A 16,986-nucleotide genomic window follows, 5' to 3' on the forward strand; every position below is an offset into this window, starting at 1 on the left:
CTTCCTTCCCTCCCTCATGTTGCTGCTCTGGGTCCTGCTTGCCACCGTCACGGGTGGACTGATTGCCGTCCTCGTCGCCAGCTGGCTGGCGTACAAGGTCTTCGCCCAATACCTGCATCACATGGTGAGCCTGTCCGTGGGCGTGCTGCTGTCGGTGGCGCTGTTGCACCTGTTGCCCGAGGCCTTCGAGACCGGCGTGGGAGACGCCCACGTGCTCTTCGGCCTGATGCTTGCGTCGCTGATCGGGTTCTTCGTGCTGGAGAAGATCGCGCTGCTGCGCCACAGCCATCACCATGAAGGCGACGGCCACCACCATCACAAGGGCCACGACCGCCACGAGGCGGGGCGCGGCGGGATGCTGATCCTGATCGGCAGCTCGCTGCACAATCTGTGCGACGGCGTGCTGGTGGCCGCGGCATTCCTGACGGACCCGCTGCTGGGCGTCCTGACGGCCGCCTCGATCATCGTCCACGAAGTGCCGCACAAGCTGGGCGATTTCGTCGTGCTGCTCAACGCGGGGCTGCGCCGCCGCCGCGCGTTTGCGCTGATCCTCTTTACCAGCTTGTGTTCAGCCGTGGGCGGCATAATAGGGTACTTCGTGCTGCAGCAGGCGCAGGAGTGGGTGCCGTACGTGCTGGTGGTCGCCGCCAGCAGCTTCCTGTACATCTCGGTGGCCGACCTGATGCCGCAAATGCACGAACGGGTATCCCTTTCCGACGCCATCCCGCAGCTGCTGCTGGTCGGCGTGGGCGTGGCGCTGATCTACGGCGTTACGTCCGTGATGCACCACGGGCATGATCATGGCGCCGGCGCGGGCCATGGCGCGCCGCACGCGGAGCACGGCCACCGGCACTAGCGCGGGCGGCGGGGGATGGCCGGCTTTGTCGACCCCCAACACAGGAGTTCTCCATGAGTTTTTCCGCCGCCGCCGGCAATGTCGCTCCCACCGTGATCCACACCGACACGCAGGGACTCGTCCACGGGGAATTCCAGCTTCCCGTGGCCAACGGACCGATCGACGCCTATTACGCCGCGCCCCAGGGCCAGCGCGATCTGCCCATCGTGCTCGTCATCCAGGAAATCTTCGGTGTGCATGAGCACATCAAGGACATCTGCCGCCGGATCGCCAAGGCCGGTTACCTGGCGGTCGCCGCCAATCTCTACCAGCGCCAGGGCGACGCGTCGGCGTACACCGACATTCCGAAGCTCATTTCCGAACTGGTCAGCAAGGTGCCTGACGAACAGGTGTTTGCGGACCTGGACGCCAGCGTGGCCTGGGCGGCAGCCAACGGCGGCGACGCCCGCCGCGTGGCGGTGACGGGCTTTTGCTGGGGCGGCCGGCTGACCTGGATGTACGCGGCGCAAAATCCCGACGTGAAGGCCGGCGTGGCCTGGTACGGCAAGCTCAGCGTCGGTCATGGCCCGCTGATCAAGCGCGTGGCCCTGGATGTGACGAACGAGCTGCATGGCCCGGTCCTGGGCCTCTACGGCGGGCGCGACGCGAGCATTCCGCTGGCGGATGTCGAAACCATGAAGACGAAACTGTCCGCCGGCAACGCCGCCGCGAAGCAATCCGAATTCGTGGTGTACCCCGAAGCCGACCACGCCTTCCTGGCCGACTACCGCGCCAGCTACCACCCCGAGGCCGCCAAGGATGGCTGGCGGAGGATGTTGGAGTGGTTCAAGCGGTATCTGTGACCGCGATGAAAAAAACCGACCCTCGGGTCGGTTTTTTTTGCGCTGCGCTCGCACGATCAGCACGAGAAGCGAGTGCGGCGTGGGGGCCGCCCCGCCGCCCGGCCGCCCGAAGGCGGGGCAGCCCCCTCGGGGGGCAGCAAGCGAGCGAAGCGAGTGCGGCGTGGGGGCCGCCCCGCCGCCCGGCCGCCCGAAGGCGGGGCAGCCCCCTCGGGGGGCAGCAAGCACGCGTAGCGTGCGCGGCGTGGGGGCCCTTAATTCCCCGATTCCCGCAGCCGGCTGGGGAGGAGTTCGCCGTGGCGGGCGAGCAGGGGGTAGGCCGCAGCGCCGACCAGGTGGGAGTTGATGCCCTTCATGTCCCGCAGGATGTCCAGGTAAAGGGCGCCGACCTCGGCGGCGTCGACCTGGCCGGACTTGATCTTCTGCAGGTGCGTGTCGGCGGCCTGGGTTTCGATGGTGCGAAAGCGCGCCTTTTCGCCGGCCAGCAACCGGGCCTGGCGCAGGTCGTCATTCACGAACAGGGCGGCGGCCGTGCGCTGATTGGCGATGAGCTGGCCCAGCGTGTCGTCAAGGCTGGCGCGCTGTTCGGGCGACAGCGTCCAGCCCTGCTTGCGCAGCCTGGCGACGTGGCTGAGCAGGCCATGGTGGGCAATGTCGCCGGCGTGGCCGATGTTGCTGATGAACGCCAGAATATCGTCCAGCCGCTGGATGTCCTCGCGCGTCATGTTTTCCTGGTCCAGCGTGGCCAGGTAGGTGGTGATGGCGTTTTCCAGCTTGTCCAGGGCGTTGTCGAGCTGGCGCGCCTGCACCATGCGGTGGCGGTTGTCGCGCTTGAAGCCCGCGCGCGCATAGAGCAGCAGCGTTTGCAGCATGTCGGCCATGCGCAGGCCCTCGCGGGCGGCGTTGCCCAGCGCCACGGCCGGCACGTCGTGCGCCCATTCGTCCAGGTACTGGGGACGGGACGGATCGTTGGGGTCGGCGCGCTTGGGCAGCCAGCGGGTGAGCAGGGCGGCGTACGGGGTCAGCAGCGGCAGGAAGAACAGCGCGATGACCACGTTGAACAGCGTGTGGAAGTTGGCCACGGCGCGCGCCGGGTCTTTGGCAAGGTCGCTCATCCACGGCTGCAGGAAGGGCAGCAGAATCAGGCCGGCCAGCACCCCCAGCACCCGGGTCGCCAGGTTGCCGAGCGGCAGCCGGCGGGCGGCGGGGTCGTCGCCGGTCACGCCTTCGATCATCGGGTTGATGGCGGTGCCCAGGTTGGCGCCCAGCACCAGCGCGAAGGCCACGTGCGGCGCGACCATGTGGTGGCTGGCCAGGGACATGACCAGCACCACCACGGCCACGCTGGAGTGGGCCGCCCAGGTGAATGCGGCGGACAGCAGCACTGCCGCCACGGGCTGCGTGGCCAGGGCGTCCAGGACCATGCCCAGCATCGGGGCGGTCTGGAATGGCGCGAACAGTTCGACCAGCTGGTGCAGCGACAGCAGCAACAGGCCCAGTCCGATAAATACCCGGCCCAGGTCGCGCGTGCGTCCCGGCGGATAGCGCCGGAACATCCAGACGCCCGCCAGGATCAGGATGGGTGCAAGCTCGGTCAGGTCAAAGGAGAGCAACTGGACGATGAGCGTGGTGCCCACGTTTGCGCCCAGCATGGCCGCCAGCGCCGGCACCAGGCCGACGACGCCGCCGGCCGCGAAACCCGTGATCATCAATCCGGTGGCGGTGCTGCTCTGCAGCGCGGCGGTGATGCCCAGCCCGGCCGCGAAGGCCCGCAGCCGCGTGCCCAACGCCCGTCCCAGCGCCGCGCCCAGGGCGGCGCCGAAGGCGCGCTGCACTCCGGTCTGGACCATATGCACGCCCCAGAGGAGCAGCGCAACGTAGCCGGCGAAGTCAAGCAGGGTAATGAGTCCAGACATCCAGGCGTGTTTCCGTTCTTTTTATGACAAGTAATAATTCTGTAATGATCGCATGACCGGGCGGGCGGGGGAACCCGGCCGGCCAATACAGGATACGCCCGGCGGGGCTTTGCTGCGTGCGCCATGGGCTACGCGTATCATTGCCTGATCATTCGTGGATGTACTGGAGTTTTGCGTGGCCGTTTCCGTTTTCGATCTGTTCAAGATAGGCATAGGCCCGTCGAGCTCCCACACGGTGGGTCCGATGCGGGCCGCGCTGCTGTTCGCGCAGGGCCTGGAGCGCGATGGCCTCATTCCGCAAGTCGCCAGCGTCCGCGCCGAGCTCTACGGATCGCTGGGCGCGACCGGCAAGGGGCACGGCACCGACAAGGGCGTGCTGCTGGGCCTGATGGGCGAGGCCCCCGATACCGTCGATCCCGCCGCCATCGCCGGCATGATCGCTTCGGTGCGCGCCAGCCGGCAGTTGCCGCTACTGGGCAAGTACCCGCTGCCTTTCGTGGAAAAGGAACACTTGATGTTCTACCGCCGCGAAGCCATGGCGGAACACCCTAATGGCATGAAATTCCACGCCTTCGACGCCAGCGGCGAATCGCTGCGCGAGGCGCGCTACCTGTCGGTGGGCGGCGGTTTCGTGGTGACGGCCGGCGCGTCGAACAGCCAGGTCATCGCCGCGCACGATCAATTGCCGTATCCGTTCCGCATGGGGCGCGAACTGCTGACCATGTGCCGGGACAGCGGCCTTACCGTGGCCCAGCTCATGATGAAGAACGAGCTGACCTGGCGCGACGCCTCGGAAGTGAACGCCGGCCTCGACCGCATCTGGCAGGTCATGCAGGATTGCGTGTCGCGCGGCTGCGGCATCAATTATCCGGAAGCCGACGGCGAACTGCCCGGCCCGTTGCGCGTGCGCCGCCGGGCGCCGGAGCTCTACCGCCACCTGACGCAGCGCGCCGAACGCACCCTGTCGGATCCGCTGTCGGTCATGGACTGGGTAAACCTGTACGCCATGGCGGTCAACGAAGAGAACGCCGCCGGCGGCCGCGTGGTCACCGCGCCGACCAACGGCGCGGCGGGCATCATTCCGGCCGTCCTGCACTACTACGATCGCTTTGTGCCCGGCGCCAACCGCGAGGGCGTGCGGGACTTCCTGCTGACGGCCGCTGCCGTCGGCCTGCTGTACAAGTACAACGCGTCGCTGTCCGGCGCCGAAGTCGGCTGCCAGGGAGAGGTCGGCGTGGCCTGTTCCATGGCGGCCGGCGGCCTGGCCGCCGCGCTGGGCGGTTCGGTCGAACAGGTCGAGAACGCAGCCGAGATCGGCATGGAGCACAACCTCGGCCTGACCTGCGACCCCGTCGGCGGGCTGGTGCAGATTCCCTGTATCGAGCGCAACGCCATGGCGTCGGTCAAGGCGGTGAACGCCGCCCGCATGGCGCTGCGCGGCGACGGCCAGCACTACGTGTCGCTGGATTCGGTCATCAAGACGATGCGCGAAACCGGCGCCGACATGAAGACCAAATACAAGGAAACGGCCCGCGGCGGGCTGGCGGTGAACATCGTCGAGTGCTGACCGACCCATCCCGGTCGCGGCCAACAAAAAAGCCCCTTGAAGGGGCTTTTTTGCTACCTGGGCCGGTTCAGATCACGCGGGCGTTCTGCAGCGCGGCGATGCGGGCCGGGATGGGCGGGTGCGAGGCGAACATGGCCGCCAGGCCGCCCTTGCCGGTGATGCCGGACGCTTCGAAGGACTTGGGCAGTTCGCCGGGTTCCAGGCCGCCAAGGCGGGCAAGGGCGCGGATCATGGGTTCGCGGGCGCCCATCAGGTGGGCCGAGCCGGCGTCGGCGCGGTATTCGCGCTGGCGCGAGAACCAGGCCACGATGATCGAGGCCAGCACGCCGAAGATGATTTCACAGACCAGCACGGTGATGAAGTAGCCCGGGCCGATGCCGCGTTCGTTCTTGAACACGACGCGGTCGATGAAGTAGCCCACCACGCGCGCCAGGAACACGACGAAGGTGTTGACCACGCCCTGGATCAGGGTCAGCGTGACCATGTCGCCGTTGGCGATGTGCGCGACTTCGTGGGCCAGCACGGCGGCGACTTCTTCTTCGCTCATGCTTTCCAGCAGGCCGGTGGACACCGCGACCAGCGAGTCGTTCTTGAACGCGCCGGTGGCGAATGCATTGGGGGCGCCTTCGTAGATGGCGACTTCAGGACGGCCGATGCCGGCGCGGTCGGCCAGTTGGTGGACCGTGTCCACCAGCCAGGCTTCGCGCTGGTTGCGGGGCGCGTTGGGATCCAGCACCTGCGCGCCGGTACTCCACTTGGCCATCGGCTTGCTCATGAGCAGCGAGATGATGGCGCCGGTAAAGCCCACGACCACCGAGAAGATCAGCAGCGCGTTGAAGTTCAGCCCGTTGGCCGTGATGATGCGGTCTACGCCCAGGATGCGCAGCGTGGCCGACAGCACGAGCATGACGGCCAGGTTGGTGACGACGAACAGGACAATGCGTTTCATGTTTTTTTGTTCCTCTGCGAGCGGGAAATACCCGGGTTTCGACATGGCGGCGGCCCGCCAGTTCCCCGACTCGCCGGCGCCGCTCCCGGTGACGGAGAGTATAGTATCGCTTTCCCTTATTCGTAGACCCGCATGCAGGCACTTTGGATGTTGCTGGCGTCCGCCATGTTCGCCATCATGGGGTCGTTCGTGAAGCTCGGCACCGAGCACGGCGCGTCGCTGCCGCAGATTGTGCTCTTCCGCGGCCTGCCTTCGGTGGTGCTGCTGCTGATCTGGGCCCGCGCGGGCCGCCAGTCCATCATCCCGACCAGCTGGAAGCTGCACGTGTGGCGCAACCTGTCGGGCGTCACGTCGATGTGGCTGGGATTTTTCGCCATTGCCCATCTTCCCCTGGCCACCGCCACCAGCCTGAACTACACCGCGCCGCTGTTCATCGCGTGCTGGATGCTGGGATGGGGCGGGGCGCAGCGCGATCCGGTGCGCATTCTGGCGGTCGCGCTGGGATTCCTGGGCGTGATCGCCGTGCTGCGGCCCAGCATCAACGAAGACCAATGGCTGGCCGCCTTGCTGGGCATGGGCGCCGGCGCGATGTCGGCGATCGCCATGATGCAGATCCGGCAGCTTGGCCGCATCGGAGAACCCGAATGGCGCACCGTGCTGTTCTTCTCGGTCGCCGTCTGTGCGTCCAGCGCGGCCGGGCTGGCGTTCGAAGGCTGGGGCACGGCCGACTGGACGGGCTACCTGTCCTTGCTGGGCGTGGGCGTGGCGGGACTGTTCGGCCAACTGGCCATGACCCGCGCGTTCGGCATGGGGTCGGCGCTGCTGACCGCGGCGCTGCAGTACAGCACCATCATTTTCGCGGCCTTGCTGGGTATGGGCTTCTGGGGCGACCATCTGGACGCCCTGGCCTGGGCCGGCATGGGCCTGATCATCTCCGCGGGCCTGCTGTCGGTGTGGCGCACCATGCGCGACCCCAAGCCGACCTGAGCCCGCGGCCGCCATTCCGTACAGGAGCCCAACGCATGACGATGACCCTGATTTCCGCCGCCGACCTGGCCGCGCGCCTGACGGCCGCGCGCCTGGACTCGCCCGATGTGCGCGTGTTCGACGTGCGCCACGACCTGACCAACCACGCGGCGGGACGCCAGGCCTATGACGCGGGCCACATCCCGGGCGCGCGCTACCTGGACCACGAAACCGAGCTGGCCGCGGCCCGTACCGGCAAGAACGGGCGCCACCCGCTGCCGGCCCGCGCCGATTTCGGCGCGCTGATGGCTGCCCATGGCGTGACGCCTCGCACCCTGGTCGTGGCCTATGACGCCAGCGGCGGCATGTACGCCGCGCACCTTTGGTGGATGCTGCGCTGGCTGGGCCATGAGCAGGTCGCGGTGCTGGACGGCGGCTGGCAGGCCTGGACGGCAGCCGGCCTGCCGGTGTCCCAGGAAGCGGCGCCTTCCGTGCAGCCGGGCAAGCCGGTGGAGCCCGGCGCGTCGCTGGCCGGCTCCGTAGACGCCCAGGCCGTGCTGGACAACATCGCCCAGCCGTCCTTCACCGTGATCGACGCCCGCGCCGCCAATCGCTATCGTGGCGAAACCGAGCCCATGGATCCCGTGGCCGGCCATATTCCGGGCGCGTTGAACCGGCCCAATGGCGAAAACCTCCAGCCGGACGGCCGTTTCAAGACGCCCGAACAGCTGCGCGCCGAATTCTCCGGCCTGCTGGCCGGCCGCGACCCGGCCTCCATCGTCCACCAGTGCGGTTCGGGCATTACCGCCTGCCATAACCTGCTGTCCATGGAAATCGCCGGCCTGTCCGGTTCGCGCCTGTACCCGGGATCCTGGAGCGAATGGTGCAGCGATCCGTCCCGTCCGGTCGCCAAGGGCGCCTGAAGCAAAAAAAGCCAGGGATTCGTCCCTGGCTTTTTTCATGCAGGGTCCGAACCCGTTACCAGACGGCGGCCAGCTTGACGCGTCCGGAGACGCTTTCGGCGATTTCCAGGAAGTGATCAAGGGACGGCGTGGCCAGCCCCGGCACCTTGGCCATGTCGTCCCAGCGCCGCAGGCGTATCGCATCCGGCGCGCCCGGCATGCTCGCGAAGTCCACCGCCTGGCCCGCGTCGAAGCTGCCGCCCTGCAGCGCCAGGCTGCGCCGGGAGTCTTCTGACAGCGACGCCTCATATTGCGGCTCGACGTAGCAGAGGTAGCGCTTGGCTTCCACGTGCAGGCGGATCGGGTCCAGCACCGCGGCGCTGAACAGTCCGCGCAGGAAGGGCAGGACAAAATACTGGTGCTTGTCGTCGATGCCCCGCAGCGTGGGCGTGCCGGGCCGGTCCGCGATCAGGTGGCCCAGGTCGTGCAGCAGGCTTGCCGTAATGAGATGGGCATTGGCGCCGTGACGTTCGGCAAGCGCCGCCGTCTGCAGCGCATGCCGCAGATGGCTGACGGATTCGCCGTGGTAGGAACGGTGCCCGCGTTCCAGGAAAAGCTGTTCGATATCCTGCAGGGTCAAGGCCATGGTTGTCTCCTGAGTGGCCGCAAGGGGAAGAGGCGTGCAGTCGCGGCCGGTATCAGCCGGCTGCCGGCGCCATCTCCAGAAAGCGCGCGATAAGCTGCACCGGTTGGCGCTCGCGCAGGCAGTACAGGTATTCATTCATCACGATGCCGGCGTCCTGGATGTCCAGGGCCGCCAGGTCGGGATGGGACGGGATTTCGCGCGAAGGAATCAGGCTGATGCCCAGTTCGCACAGGATCGCCTGCCGGATCGACTCGCGGCTGCCAATCTCCAGCGTGCGGCGCACGGTGACGCCGGCCGCCTGCAGGGCGTCCTCGGTCAATTGCCGCGTCATCGAACCGGGCTCGCGCAGCAGCAGCGCGTGCTGGGCCAGATCGGCCAGGCGGACCTGGCCCAGACGGGCGAGCGGATGGTTGCGATGGGCCACGACGCGGATCGGGTCTGCGGCGATCTTGCGCCTGTACAGGTGCTTGTCATCCATCAGAAAGGACGACGTGGCAATCTCGATGCGGTAGTCCTGCAGCGCCTGCAGCATGGTCTGCGAATTGCCGATCGTGACGGTCAGGTCGATGCCGGGATAGCGCTGGTTGTAGCGGCGCACCGTGTCCATGATGTAGTAGGGGCCCGTGGCGCCGATGCGCAGGTTGCCCTCGCGCAGGTCGCTGGCGTCGCGCAGGCGGAAGTCGATCTCCGTTTCCTGCTGCACCAGCTTCTCGACCATGGGCATCAGACTCTGTCCCGCGTCCGACAGCCGCATGCCGCGCCCCTGCCGGTGGAACAGTTCGATGCCGTAGCGCGACTCCAGCTGGCGCAGTTGTCCCGTCACCGTGGGCTGGCTGACGCCCAGCTGGGCCGCGGCCTTGGTGACGGTGCCGCAGCGAGCCACGGCGTAGAAGGATTTGAGTTCGGCGACGAGCACGATGGTGAGGGCGGAAGGTGGACGCAATGCGCAAGACCGCCAGTACACCAAAATAATTTGATGTTTTTATTACTGCATTTGCGCGAAGTGTCATAAACGCTCAATACGCGGCTTCCATACTGCCTTCGTTCCCAGACCGGAGGCCCCATGCCCCAACGCGATACCGCCTTTCTATCAGTGCAGAATCTTGTGAAGCGATTCGGCAGCCACACGGCGCTGGCCGACGTTTCGCTGGATATCCGCGCCGGAGAGCTGGTTTGCCTGCTGGGTCCTTCGGGTTGCGGCAAGACGACCCTGCTGCGCGCCATCGCCGGGCTGGAGCAGCAGGACAGCGGGACGATCGTGCTGTCGGGCCGCGACATCTCGCGCGCCGAGCCGCAAGAGCGCGACTACGGCATCCTGTTTCAGTCGTACGCGCTGTTTCCGAACCTGACCGTGGCGCAGAACGTGGCCTACGGCCTGAGCGGCAAACGGGCCCATCGCAGCCATGTCGCCAGCCGTGTCGAGGAAATGCTGACCCTGGTCGGCCTGGCCGGCGCGGCGCAGAAATATCCGGGACAGATTTCCGGCGGCCAACAGCAGCGCGTGGCTCTGGCGCGCGCGCTGGCGCCGTCGCCGTCTCTGCTGCTGCTGGACGAGCCCATGTCGGCGCTCGACGCCCGGGTGCGAGAACACCTGCGGATCGAACTGCGCGCCCTGCAGAAGCGGCTGTCCATTACTACGCTGATGGTGACGCATGACCAGGAAGAGGCCATGGTGATGGCCGACCGCATCGCCGTCATGAACGGCGGTGTCATTGAACAATTCGGCACGCCGCGCGAGCTCTATCGCCAGCCCGGCTCCGCCTTCATCGCCGACTTCGTGGGCGAGGCCAATTGGCTGCCGTTCGAGCGCATCGACGCGCACCGTGCCCGTGTCGGCCGCCAGGAACTGGCGGTGGACGCGGCGCTGGACGCCAGCGCGGGCAAGCTGTTCGTGCGGCCCGAGGCCGTGCGGGTCAGCGTCGCCAGGCCGGAGGAACCCAATTCCATGCTGGCCGACGTGCTCGACGGCGTGTTCCTTGGCCGCGGCTACCGCCTGGCCCTGCGGCTGGAAGGCGTGCCCGGCGCCACGGTGCATTCCATCGTATCCCCTGAAACCGGAGACGCCCTGCTGGGTCCTCACGCCGCCAGCCGCTGCTGGGTGGAGCTGCCGCGCCATGCGATTCGCGCCTACGCTTGATCCGGCTGTGAGCCCCCGTTCCACCATGGCCGAACCGGCTTCGATCCCCGCGCCGGCTCTGGCGCCCATCCCCGCGCTGGGCCGCCGTCCGCTGCCGGGCTGGGTCGGCTCGCTGGGCCTGACCGCAGGGCAGGGCGGGCTCGCACTGGTGCTGCTCGTGTTCCTGGCGCTTCCCCTGGCGGCGATCCTGGTCAAGTCCGTCACCGACAGCGACGGCGGCTGGGCGGGCCTGTCGGTCATGGCCGGCATCATTGGCGCCGACGGCTTCCTGGGCATGGTCGGGCGCAGCCTGGCGGTGGGCGTCGTGACGACCCTGCTGGTCGTGCCCTGCGCCTACGGCTTTGCCTACGGACTGACACGCACGCGCCTGCCGGGCAAGGGCATCCTGCGGACGGTCGCCTTGCTGCCGCTGCTGGCGCCGTCGCTGCTCCCCGGCATCGCGCTGGTCTACCTGCTGGGCAACCAGGGCCTGCTGAAGGGCCTGACCGGCGGCGCAACCATTTACGGATTCTGGGGCATCGTCGTGGGCGAGGCCTTCTACACGTTTCCGCATGCGCTCATGATTCTTCTGACCGGCCTGACGCTGGCGGACGGGCGGCTCTACGACGCCGCCCGGGCGATGGGCGCGGGACCGCTGCGCACCTTCCTGACGGTGACCTTGCCCGGCACGCGCTATGCGGTGTTCTCTGCCTGCTGCGTGGTGTTCACGCTGACCGTCACGGATTTCGGCGTGCCCAAGGTGGTGGGGGGCGACTACAACGTGCTGGCCATGGAAGCCTACAAGGCGGTGGTTGGCCAGCAGAATTTCCCCAAGGGGGCGGCGATCGGCATCCTGCTGCTGTTGCCCGCGCTGCTGACCTTCGTGCTGGACCGCCGCCTGCGCGCCCGCCAGGGCGCCCAGATGAGCGGCCGGGCGCAACCCTACGCGGCCGGCGTCAACGGCCGGCGCGACCTGGCCTTTCTCGGCCTGGCCGGCGTGCTGGCGGCCTTCCTGCTGCTGATCATCGGCGTGGCGGTCTGGGCGTCGTTCGTGAAGATGTGGCCCTACAACCTGTCGATGTCGCTGCGCTCGTACGACTTCGACAACATGGACGGCGGCGGCTGGCTGGCCTGGCGCAACAGTCTGCAACTGGCGTTCTGCACGGCTCTGGTCGGCACGGTGGTGGTTTTCGCCGGCGCCTGGATGATGGAGAAGGTGCCGGCCCGCGGCGCGGTGGCGCGCGGCCTGCGCGGCATGGTGGGCATGCTGGCGCTGATGCCCATGGCGGTTCCCGGCCTGGTGCTGGGCCTGGGCTACATCTTCTTCTTCAACAGCCTCTTGAACCCGCTGAACGGGCTGTACGGCACGATGACGCTGCTGGTTCTTTGCACGGTCGTCCACTTCTACACCAGCGCGCACCTTACGGCGTCCACCGCGCTTAACGCGCTGGATCCTGAATTCGAAGCGGCTTCCGCATCCCTGAAGGTGCCGCGCGTTACGACGTTCCTGCGCGTCACGCTGCCGATGTGCCTGCCCGCGGCGCTGGACGTGGCCCGCTACCTGTTTGTCTCGGCCATGACGACGGTGTCGGCCGTGGTGTTCCTTTACAGCCCATCCACGGTGCTGGCGGCCGTCGCCGTGCTTAACATGGACGACGCCGGCTTCATCGGACCGGCAGCCGCCATGTGCACCGTGATCATGGCCAGCTCCGCCGTTGCTGCGCTGGCGCTGCACTTGGCCAGCCGCGCCCTGGTGGCGCGCAGCCAGGCCTGGCGCCGCCCGGCGGCCCGTTGACCGACCATTTTTCCAGGATGACTCCCATGACTGCTCAACCTCTGCCTGTCCGCCTTGAAGCGGTGATATTCGACTGGGCCGGCACGCTGGTCGACTTCGGCTCGTTTGCCCCCACCAAAGTATTCGTCGATGCGTTCTCGCAGTTCGGCATGGACGTGTCCCTGAAAGAGGCGCGCGGCCCGATGGGGATGGGCAAGTGGGACCACATCCGCGCGCTGTGCGACCAGCCCGCCATTGCAAGCCAGTACCAGGCCAGGTTCGGCCGCGCCCCCAGCGATGACGACGTGACCGCTATCTACGAACGCTTCCTGCCGATGCAGCTGGAAAAGGTCGCGCAGTATTCCGCGGCCATCCCCGGCGCCGCCGAACTGCTGCGCGCGCTGCGCCAGCGCGGCCTGAAGATCGGTTCGTGCTCGGGCTACCCCGGCAGCGTCATGCGCCGCGTCGTCGAGCGCGCCGCCGCCGAGGGCCTGGAGCCCGACTGCATCGTCGCCAGCGACGACGTGCCGCGTGCGCGTCCAGCCCCGGCGATGGCGTTGAAGAACGTGGTCGAGCTGGGCCTGTCCGATGTGGCAGGCTGCATCAAGGTCGATGACACCGCGCCCGGCATCGAGGAAGGCCGCCGCGCCGGCATGTGGACGGTGGGCCTGCTGCTGTCGGGCAATGCCGCCGGCCTGACGCTGGACCAGTACCTGAGCCTGGACGAGTCCGGCCGCGAGCAGGCGCGCGCCGCCGCCAGCGCGGAGCTGGCGTCCGTTTCGCCGCATTACCTGATCGACACGGTGGCCGACCTGCCGGCCGTGGTCGCGGACATCGAGGCTCGCCTGGCGCGAGGCGAACGCCCTTGATCTAGACACGCCGCCCGGCGCCCCGGGCCCACCCCCTTATCCCCGCAATCCGCGGCCGGCATGCCGGCCGCGGGGACCCGCTACACCCTTTTTTCCGCTTACCCACGGAGTTCTTCATGAATCGCTACAAGCTGCTTGCACTGGCCGCCGCCCTGACGGGCACGATGGGCGCCGCCTCGGCCGAGACCACCCTGACCGTCTACACCGCCCTGGAAGCCGACCAGATCAAGGCCTACCAGGCCGCGTTCGAGAAGGCCAACCCCGACATCAAGATCCAGTGGGTACGCGACTCCACCGGCATCATCGCGGCCAAGCTGCTGGCCGAAAAGAGCAACCCCAAGGCGGATGTGATCTGGGGCCTGGCCGGCACGGCGCTGGGCTTGATGGACAAGGAAGGCATGCTGCAGCCCTACGCCCCGAAGGGGCTGGACCAGATCGCCGCCAACATGCGCGACGCCAAGGCCGAACCTTCGTGGGTCGGCATGGACGGCTACGCCGCCGCCATTTGCTTTAACACCATCGAAGCCGAAAAGCAGAAGCTGCCCAAGCCCACGTCGTGGCAGGACCTGACCAAACCCGTCTACGCCGGCAAGATCGTGATGCCGAACCCGGCATCGTCCGGCACGGGTTTCCTGGACGTGAGCGCCTGGCTGCAGATCTTCGGTGAAGAGAAGGGCTGGGCCTACATGGACGCGCTGCACAAGAACATCGGCTCGTACACGCACTCGGGCTCCAAGCCGTGCAACATGGCCGCCGCCGGCGAATTCCCCATCGGCGTGTCGTTCGACTACCGCGCCGCCAAGCTCAAGGCCGACGGCGCGCCGGTCGAAGCCGTGTTCCCGTCGGAAGGGCTGGGCTGGGAAGTCGAAGCCACCGCCATCATGAAGGGCACGAAGAACCTGGAGGCCGCGCGCAAGCTGGCCGACTTCTCGGCCAGCCGCGAAGCCAATGAGCTGTACAAGGCCAACTTCGCGGTGCTGGCGATTCCGTCGATCGCCACGGTCAACCCGAACCTGCCGGCCGACCTGACCTCGCGCATGATCAAGAACGACTTCACGTGGGCCGCCACGAACCGCGAGCGCATCATCGCCGAATGGACCAAGCGCTACGACGGCAAGTCCGAGCCCAAGAAGAAGTAAGCCTTGACCCATGCGGCGGCGCAGGGCGCCGCCGCACATCGGGAAGCCGTCCCGCGGACGCTTCCCCGCAATCCCTCTTGCAGTTTTCCGAAGATGAAAAAATTCGACGTAATCGTGGTGGGCGCGGGCATGCTGGGCATCGCGCACGCGTGGGCAGCCGCCAAGCGCGGCTTGTCCGTGGCCGTGATCGAGCGCAGCCGCCAGGCGCACGGCGCAACGATCCGAAACTTCGGCCAGGTCATCGTGACCGGCCAGGCGCCCGGCATGATGCTGTCGCACGCCCAGCAGGCGCGTGAACTGTGGCTGGACCTGGCGGACCAGGCCGGTTTCCATGTGCGCGCCAACGGCGCGCTGGTGCTGGCGCGCAACGTTGACGAGGCCGACGTGCTGCGGGAATTCGCGGACACGCGCATGCGGCAGGAAGGGTATCGCGCCGAATTGTTGTCGAGCCGCGAGGTGGCCGGCTTGTACGGCGGCCAGCTTGCCCACCATTGCGTGGCATTGCGCGGCCATGACGATCTTCAGATCTATTCGCGCGAGGCGCTGCCCGCCATCACCCATTACCTGCAATCGTCGCTGGGTGTCGCCTTCATTACGGGAACGCTGGCGCGCGCCGTGGAAAACGGCGAAGTCGCCACCACGGCGGGCGACTTCCAGGCATCGCATGTGTTCGTCTGCCCGGGCCACGACTACCTGACGCTGCTGCCGGAACGCTTCGCGCCCATGAACCTTGAGGTGACGCGTCTGCAGATGCTGCGCGCGGCCTTCGAGACGAACCCCATCGCGCTGGACCGTCCTCTGCTGACCGGACTGTCTTGCGTGCACTACGGGGCCTTCTCCGATCTGCCGTCGGCGCAGGCGCTGCGCAGCGTGATCCAGGCGCGCACGCCCATGCTGCTGGAGAACGGCATCCATCTGCTGATCAGCCCCACGCCGCACGGCGAACTGATCATCGGCGACTCGCACCGCTATGGGCAGGATGCGCTGCCGTTCAACGACGAGGCCGTCGATAACGCCATGCTGGACCTGGCGTCGCAGGCGCTGGGCGCAAGGCTGAGGGTGCTGGAGCGCTGGCAGGGCGTGTACGGCGCGCATGGGCCGGCGCCGTTCTCGGTGATGCCGGTGGATGCCGCGACCACGGTGGCGGTCATGCATTCCGGCGTCGGCATGACGGTGGGGCTGGCCATCGGCGAGCGCACCGTCGCTGGCGTGACCGGACGCTGACCCGCGCGGCGGGCTTCAAGAAAAAAGGGCCTCGCGATCGCGAGGCCCTTCGTCATGCATGGCTGGGAAGACGGGTCTACACGTCTTGCATGATGCGGCGGTACCACTCGTGGAAGTGCTGCATGCCGTCTTCCATCGGCGACTGGTACGGACCGGTCTCGTTTACGCCCCGCAGCATCAGGGCCTTGCGGCCCGCGTCCATGCGTTCGGCGATCTCATCGTCCTCGATGGCCGTTTCCATGTAGGCCGCGCGCTGCGCCTCGACAAATTCGCGCTCGAAGGCGGCGATTTCCTCGGGGTAGTAGAACTCGACGACGTTCACCGTTTCCTGCGGGCTCTTCGGATACAGCGTGGACAGGACGAGCACGTGGGGATAGAGCTCGATCATGTGGGTCGGGAAATACGTGACCCAGACCGCGCCGAAATCCGGCGCGTCGCCGTCGCGGAACGACAGCAGGCGATCATGCCATTGCTTGTAGACGTCGGAGCCCGGCTGCGCCAGCGCATTGTGGACGCCGACCTTCTGCAGGCTGTACCAGTCGTTGAATTCCCAGGTCAGGTCGTCGCACGTGACGAAGCGCCCCAGTCCGGGATGGAACGGGCCGACGTGGTAGTCCTCGAGGTAGACCTCGATGAAGGTCTTCCAGTTGTAGTTGCACTGATGCACTTCGACGTGGTCCAGCACGTAGTCGCCGAAGTCGAATTCCGGACGCGCGAACAGCGGCGCCATGTCGGAGGCCGGATCGCGCGGGCCTTCGAACAGCAGGCCGTGGCAATCGCGCAGGCGGAACTTCTGCAGGTTCATGCAGGGCGTGGTCTCGAACTGGGGCGCGCCCAACAACTCGCCCTGGTTGTTGTACGTCCAGCGGTGCAGCGGGCAGACGATATTGCCGCCCGTGGCCTTCAGATTGCCATGCGTATTGCAGTTGCCGGCCACGTTGCCGGCTTCGCCGCCAAGCATCAATGCCTGCCGGTGACGGCAGACATTTGAGATGAGTTCGACGCCTTGCTGGTTGCGAACCAGCGTGCGCCCTCCGTTTTCCTGGGCCAACGTACGCCAATCCCCGATTTCGGGCACCAGTTTCTGGTGGCCGACGTAGAGCGAGGATTGCTTGAAAATGAGTTCTTGCTCGCGGGCAAAGAGGGCTTCGTCAAAATATGCGCTGACGGGTAGCTGGGTGCGAGCTGGCACGACATGTGCCATCCGACCGATGTCGGTCATG

General features: G+C 67.2%; 15 protein-coding genes. 10 read left to right on the forward strand and 5 right to left on the reverse strand.

From position 1 onward, the window contains the following. The first annotated feature begins 16 nt into the window (after positions 1-16). On the forward strand, positions 17-856 hold the full coding sequence (locus KYC_RS16070; RefSeq protein WP_008164171.1) for a ZIP family metal transporter: 840 nt from the start codon (positions 17-19) through the stop codon (positions 854-856). Positions 857-909: 53 nt separating this feature from the next. Next, positions 910-1,698, forward strand: coding sequence for a dienelactone hydrolase family protein (locus KYC_RS16075; protein ID WP_008164173.1), 789 nt, complete (start codon positions 910-912; stop codon positions 1,696-1,698). 251 nt (positions 1,699-1,949) lie between these two features. Here KYC_RS16075 and KYC_RS16080 read toward each other — a convergent pair whose 3' ends face one another. Further along, positions 1,950-3,611: a Na/Pi cotransporter family protein gene (locus KYC_RS16080; protein ID WP_008164175.1), complete on the reverse strand. Its 1,662-nt coding sequence runs from the start codon at positions 3,609-3,611 to the stop codon at positions 1,950-1,952. Between the two features lie 175 nt (positions 3,612-3,786). On the opposite strand from KYC_RS16080, the gene KYC_RS16085 reads away from it, so the two are divergent. Continuing rightward, complete coding sequence (locus tag KYC_RS16085) at positions 3,787-5,178, forward strand: L-serine ammonia-lyase (RefSeq protein WP_008164177.1); 1,392 nt, start codon at positions 3,787-3,789, stop codon at positions 5,176-5,178. Between the two features lie 67 nt (positions 5,179-5,245). Here KYC_RS16085 and htpX read toward each other — a convergent pair whose 3' ends face one another. Further along, positions 5,246-6,127 carry a protease HtpX gene (htpX, locus tag KYC_RS16090; protein WP_008164179.1) on the reverse strand — a complete coding sequence of 294 codons (882 nt, stop codon included), beginning with the start codon at positions 6,125-6,127 and terminating at the stop codon, positions 5,246-5,248. 132 nt (positions 6,128-6,259) lie between these two features. Between htpX and KYC_RS16095 the strand changes: the two genes are divergently transcribed. Next, positions 6,260-7,114 (forward strand): DMT family transporter, encoded by an 855-nt coding sequence (locus KYC_RS16095; RefSeq protein WP_043518645.1) that lies wholly within the window; start codon positions 6,260-6,262, stop codon positions 7,112-7,114. A 35-nt stretch (positions 7,115-7,149) separates the two neighbouring features. Further along, positions 7,150-8,016: a sulfurtransferase gene (locus KYC_RS16100; protein WP_008164184.1), complete on the forward strand. Its 867-nt coding sequence runs from the start codon at positions 7,150-7,152 to the stop codon at positions 8,014-8,016. Positions 8,017-8,071: 55 nt separating this feature from the next. Here the strand turns inward: KYC_RS16100 and KYC_RS16105 are convergent, their stop codons facing one another. Together KYC_RS16105 and KYC_RS16110 are read right to left on the reverse strand one after the other, a co-directional pair. After that, entirely contained in the window at positions 8,072-8,641 is a 570-nt protein-coding gene (locus tag KYC_RS16105) for a phosphonate degradation HD-domain oxygenase (protein ID WP_008164186.1), read from the reverse strand. Positions 8,642-8,693: 52 nt separating this feature from the next. After that, the gene (locus KYC_RS16110; protein ID WP_008164188.1) at positions 8,694-9,557 is read right to left on the reverse strand and encodes a LysR family transcriptional regulator; all 864 of its coding nucleotides are present in this window, start codon (positions 9,555-9,557) and stop codon (positions 8,694-8,696) included. A 147-nt stretch (positions 9,558-9,704) separates the two neighbouring features. Here KYC_RS16110 and KYC_RS16115 point away from each other — a divergent pair, with 147 nt between their 5' ends. The 5 genes from KYC_RS16115 to KYC_RS16135 all read left to right on the forward strand — a co-directional run bounded on the left by KYC_RS16115 (position 9,705) and on the right by KYC_RS16135 (position 15,763). Next, complete coding sequence (locus KYC_RS16115; protein ID WP_008164190.1) at positions 9,705-10,778, forward strand: putative 2-aminoethylphosphonate ABC transporter ATP-binding protein; 1,074 nt, start codon at positions 9,705-9,707, stop codon at positions 10,776-10,778. A 25-nt stretch (positions 10,779-10,803) separates the two neighbouring features. Further along, entirely contained in the window at positions 10,804-12,552 is a 1,749-nt protein-coding gene (locus KYC_RS16120; protein WP_050814893.1) for a putative 2-aminoethylphosphonate ABC transporter permease subunit, read from the forward strand. A 17-nt stretch (positions 12,553-12,569) separates the two neighbouring features. Further along, on the forward strand, positions 12,570-13,400 hold the full coding sequence (gene phnX, locus KYC_RS16125) for a phosphonoacetaldehyde hydrolase (RefSeq protein WP_420796116.1): 831 nt from the start codon (positions 12,570-12,572) through the stop codon (positions 13,398-13,400). 116 nt (positions 13,401-13,516) lie between these two features. Continuing rightward, positions 13,517-14,539, forward strand: a complete 1,023-nt coding sequence (locus tag KYC_RS16130) for a putative 2-aminoethylphosphonate ABC transporter substrate-binding protein (RefSeq protein ID WP_008164204.1) — start codon at positions 13,517-13,519, stop codon at positions 14,537-14,539. 93 nt (positions 14,540-14,632) lie between these two features. Then, on the forward strand, positions 14,633-15,763 hold the full coding sequence (locus KYC_RS16135; protein WP_008164205.1) for a TIGR03364 family FAD-dependent oxidoreductase: 1,131 nt from the start codon (positions 14,633-14,635) through the stop codon (positions 15,761-15,763). Positions 15,764-15,839: 76 nt separating this feature from the next. Here KYC_RS16135 and KYC_RS16140 read toward each other — a convergent pair whose 3' ends face one another. Next, positions 15,840-16,985 (reverse strand): aromatic ring-hydroxylating oxygenase subunit alpha, encoded by a 1,146-nt coding sequence (locus KYC_RS16140; protein ID WP_008164207.1) that lies wholly within the window; start codon positions 16,983-16,985, stop codon positions 15,840-15,842. Position 16,986 lies beyond the last annotated feature (1 nt).

Source organism: Achromobacter arsenitoxydans SY8 (assembly GCF_000236785.1).
Taxonomy (GTDB): Bacteria; Pseudomonadota; Gammaproteobacteria; order Burkholderiales; family Burkholderiaceae_B; genus Achromobacter; species Achromobacter arsenitoxydans.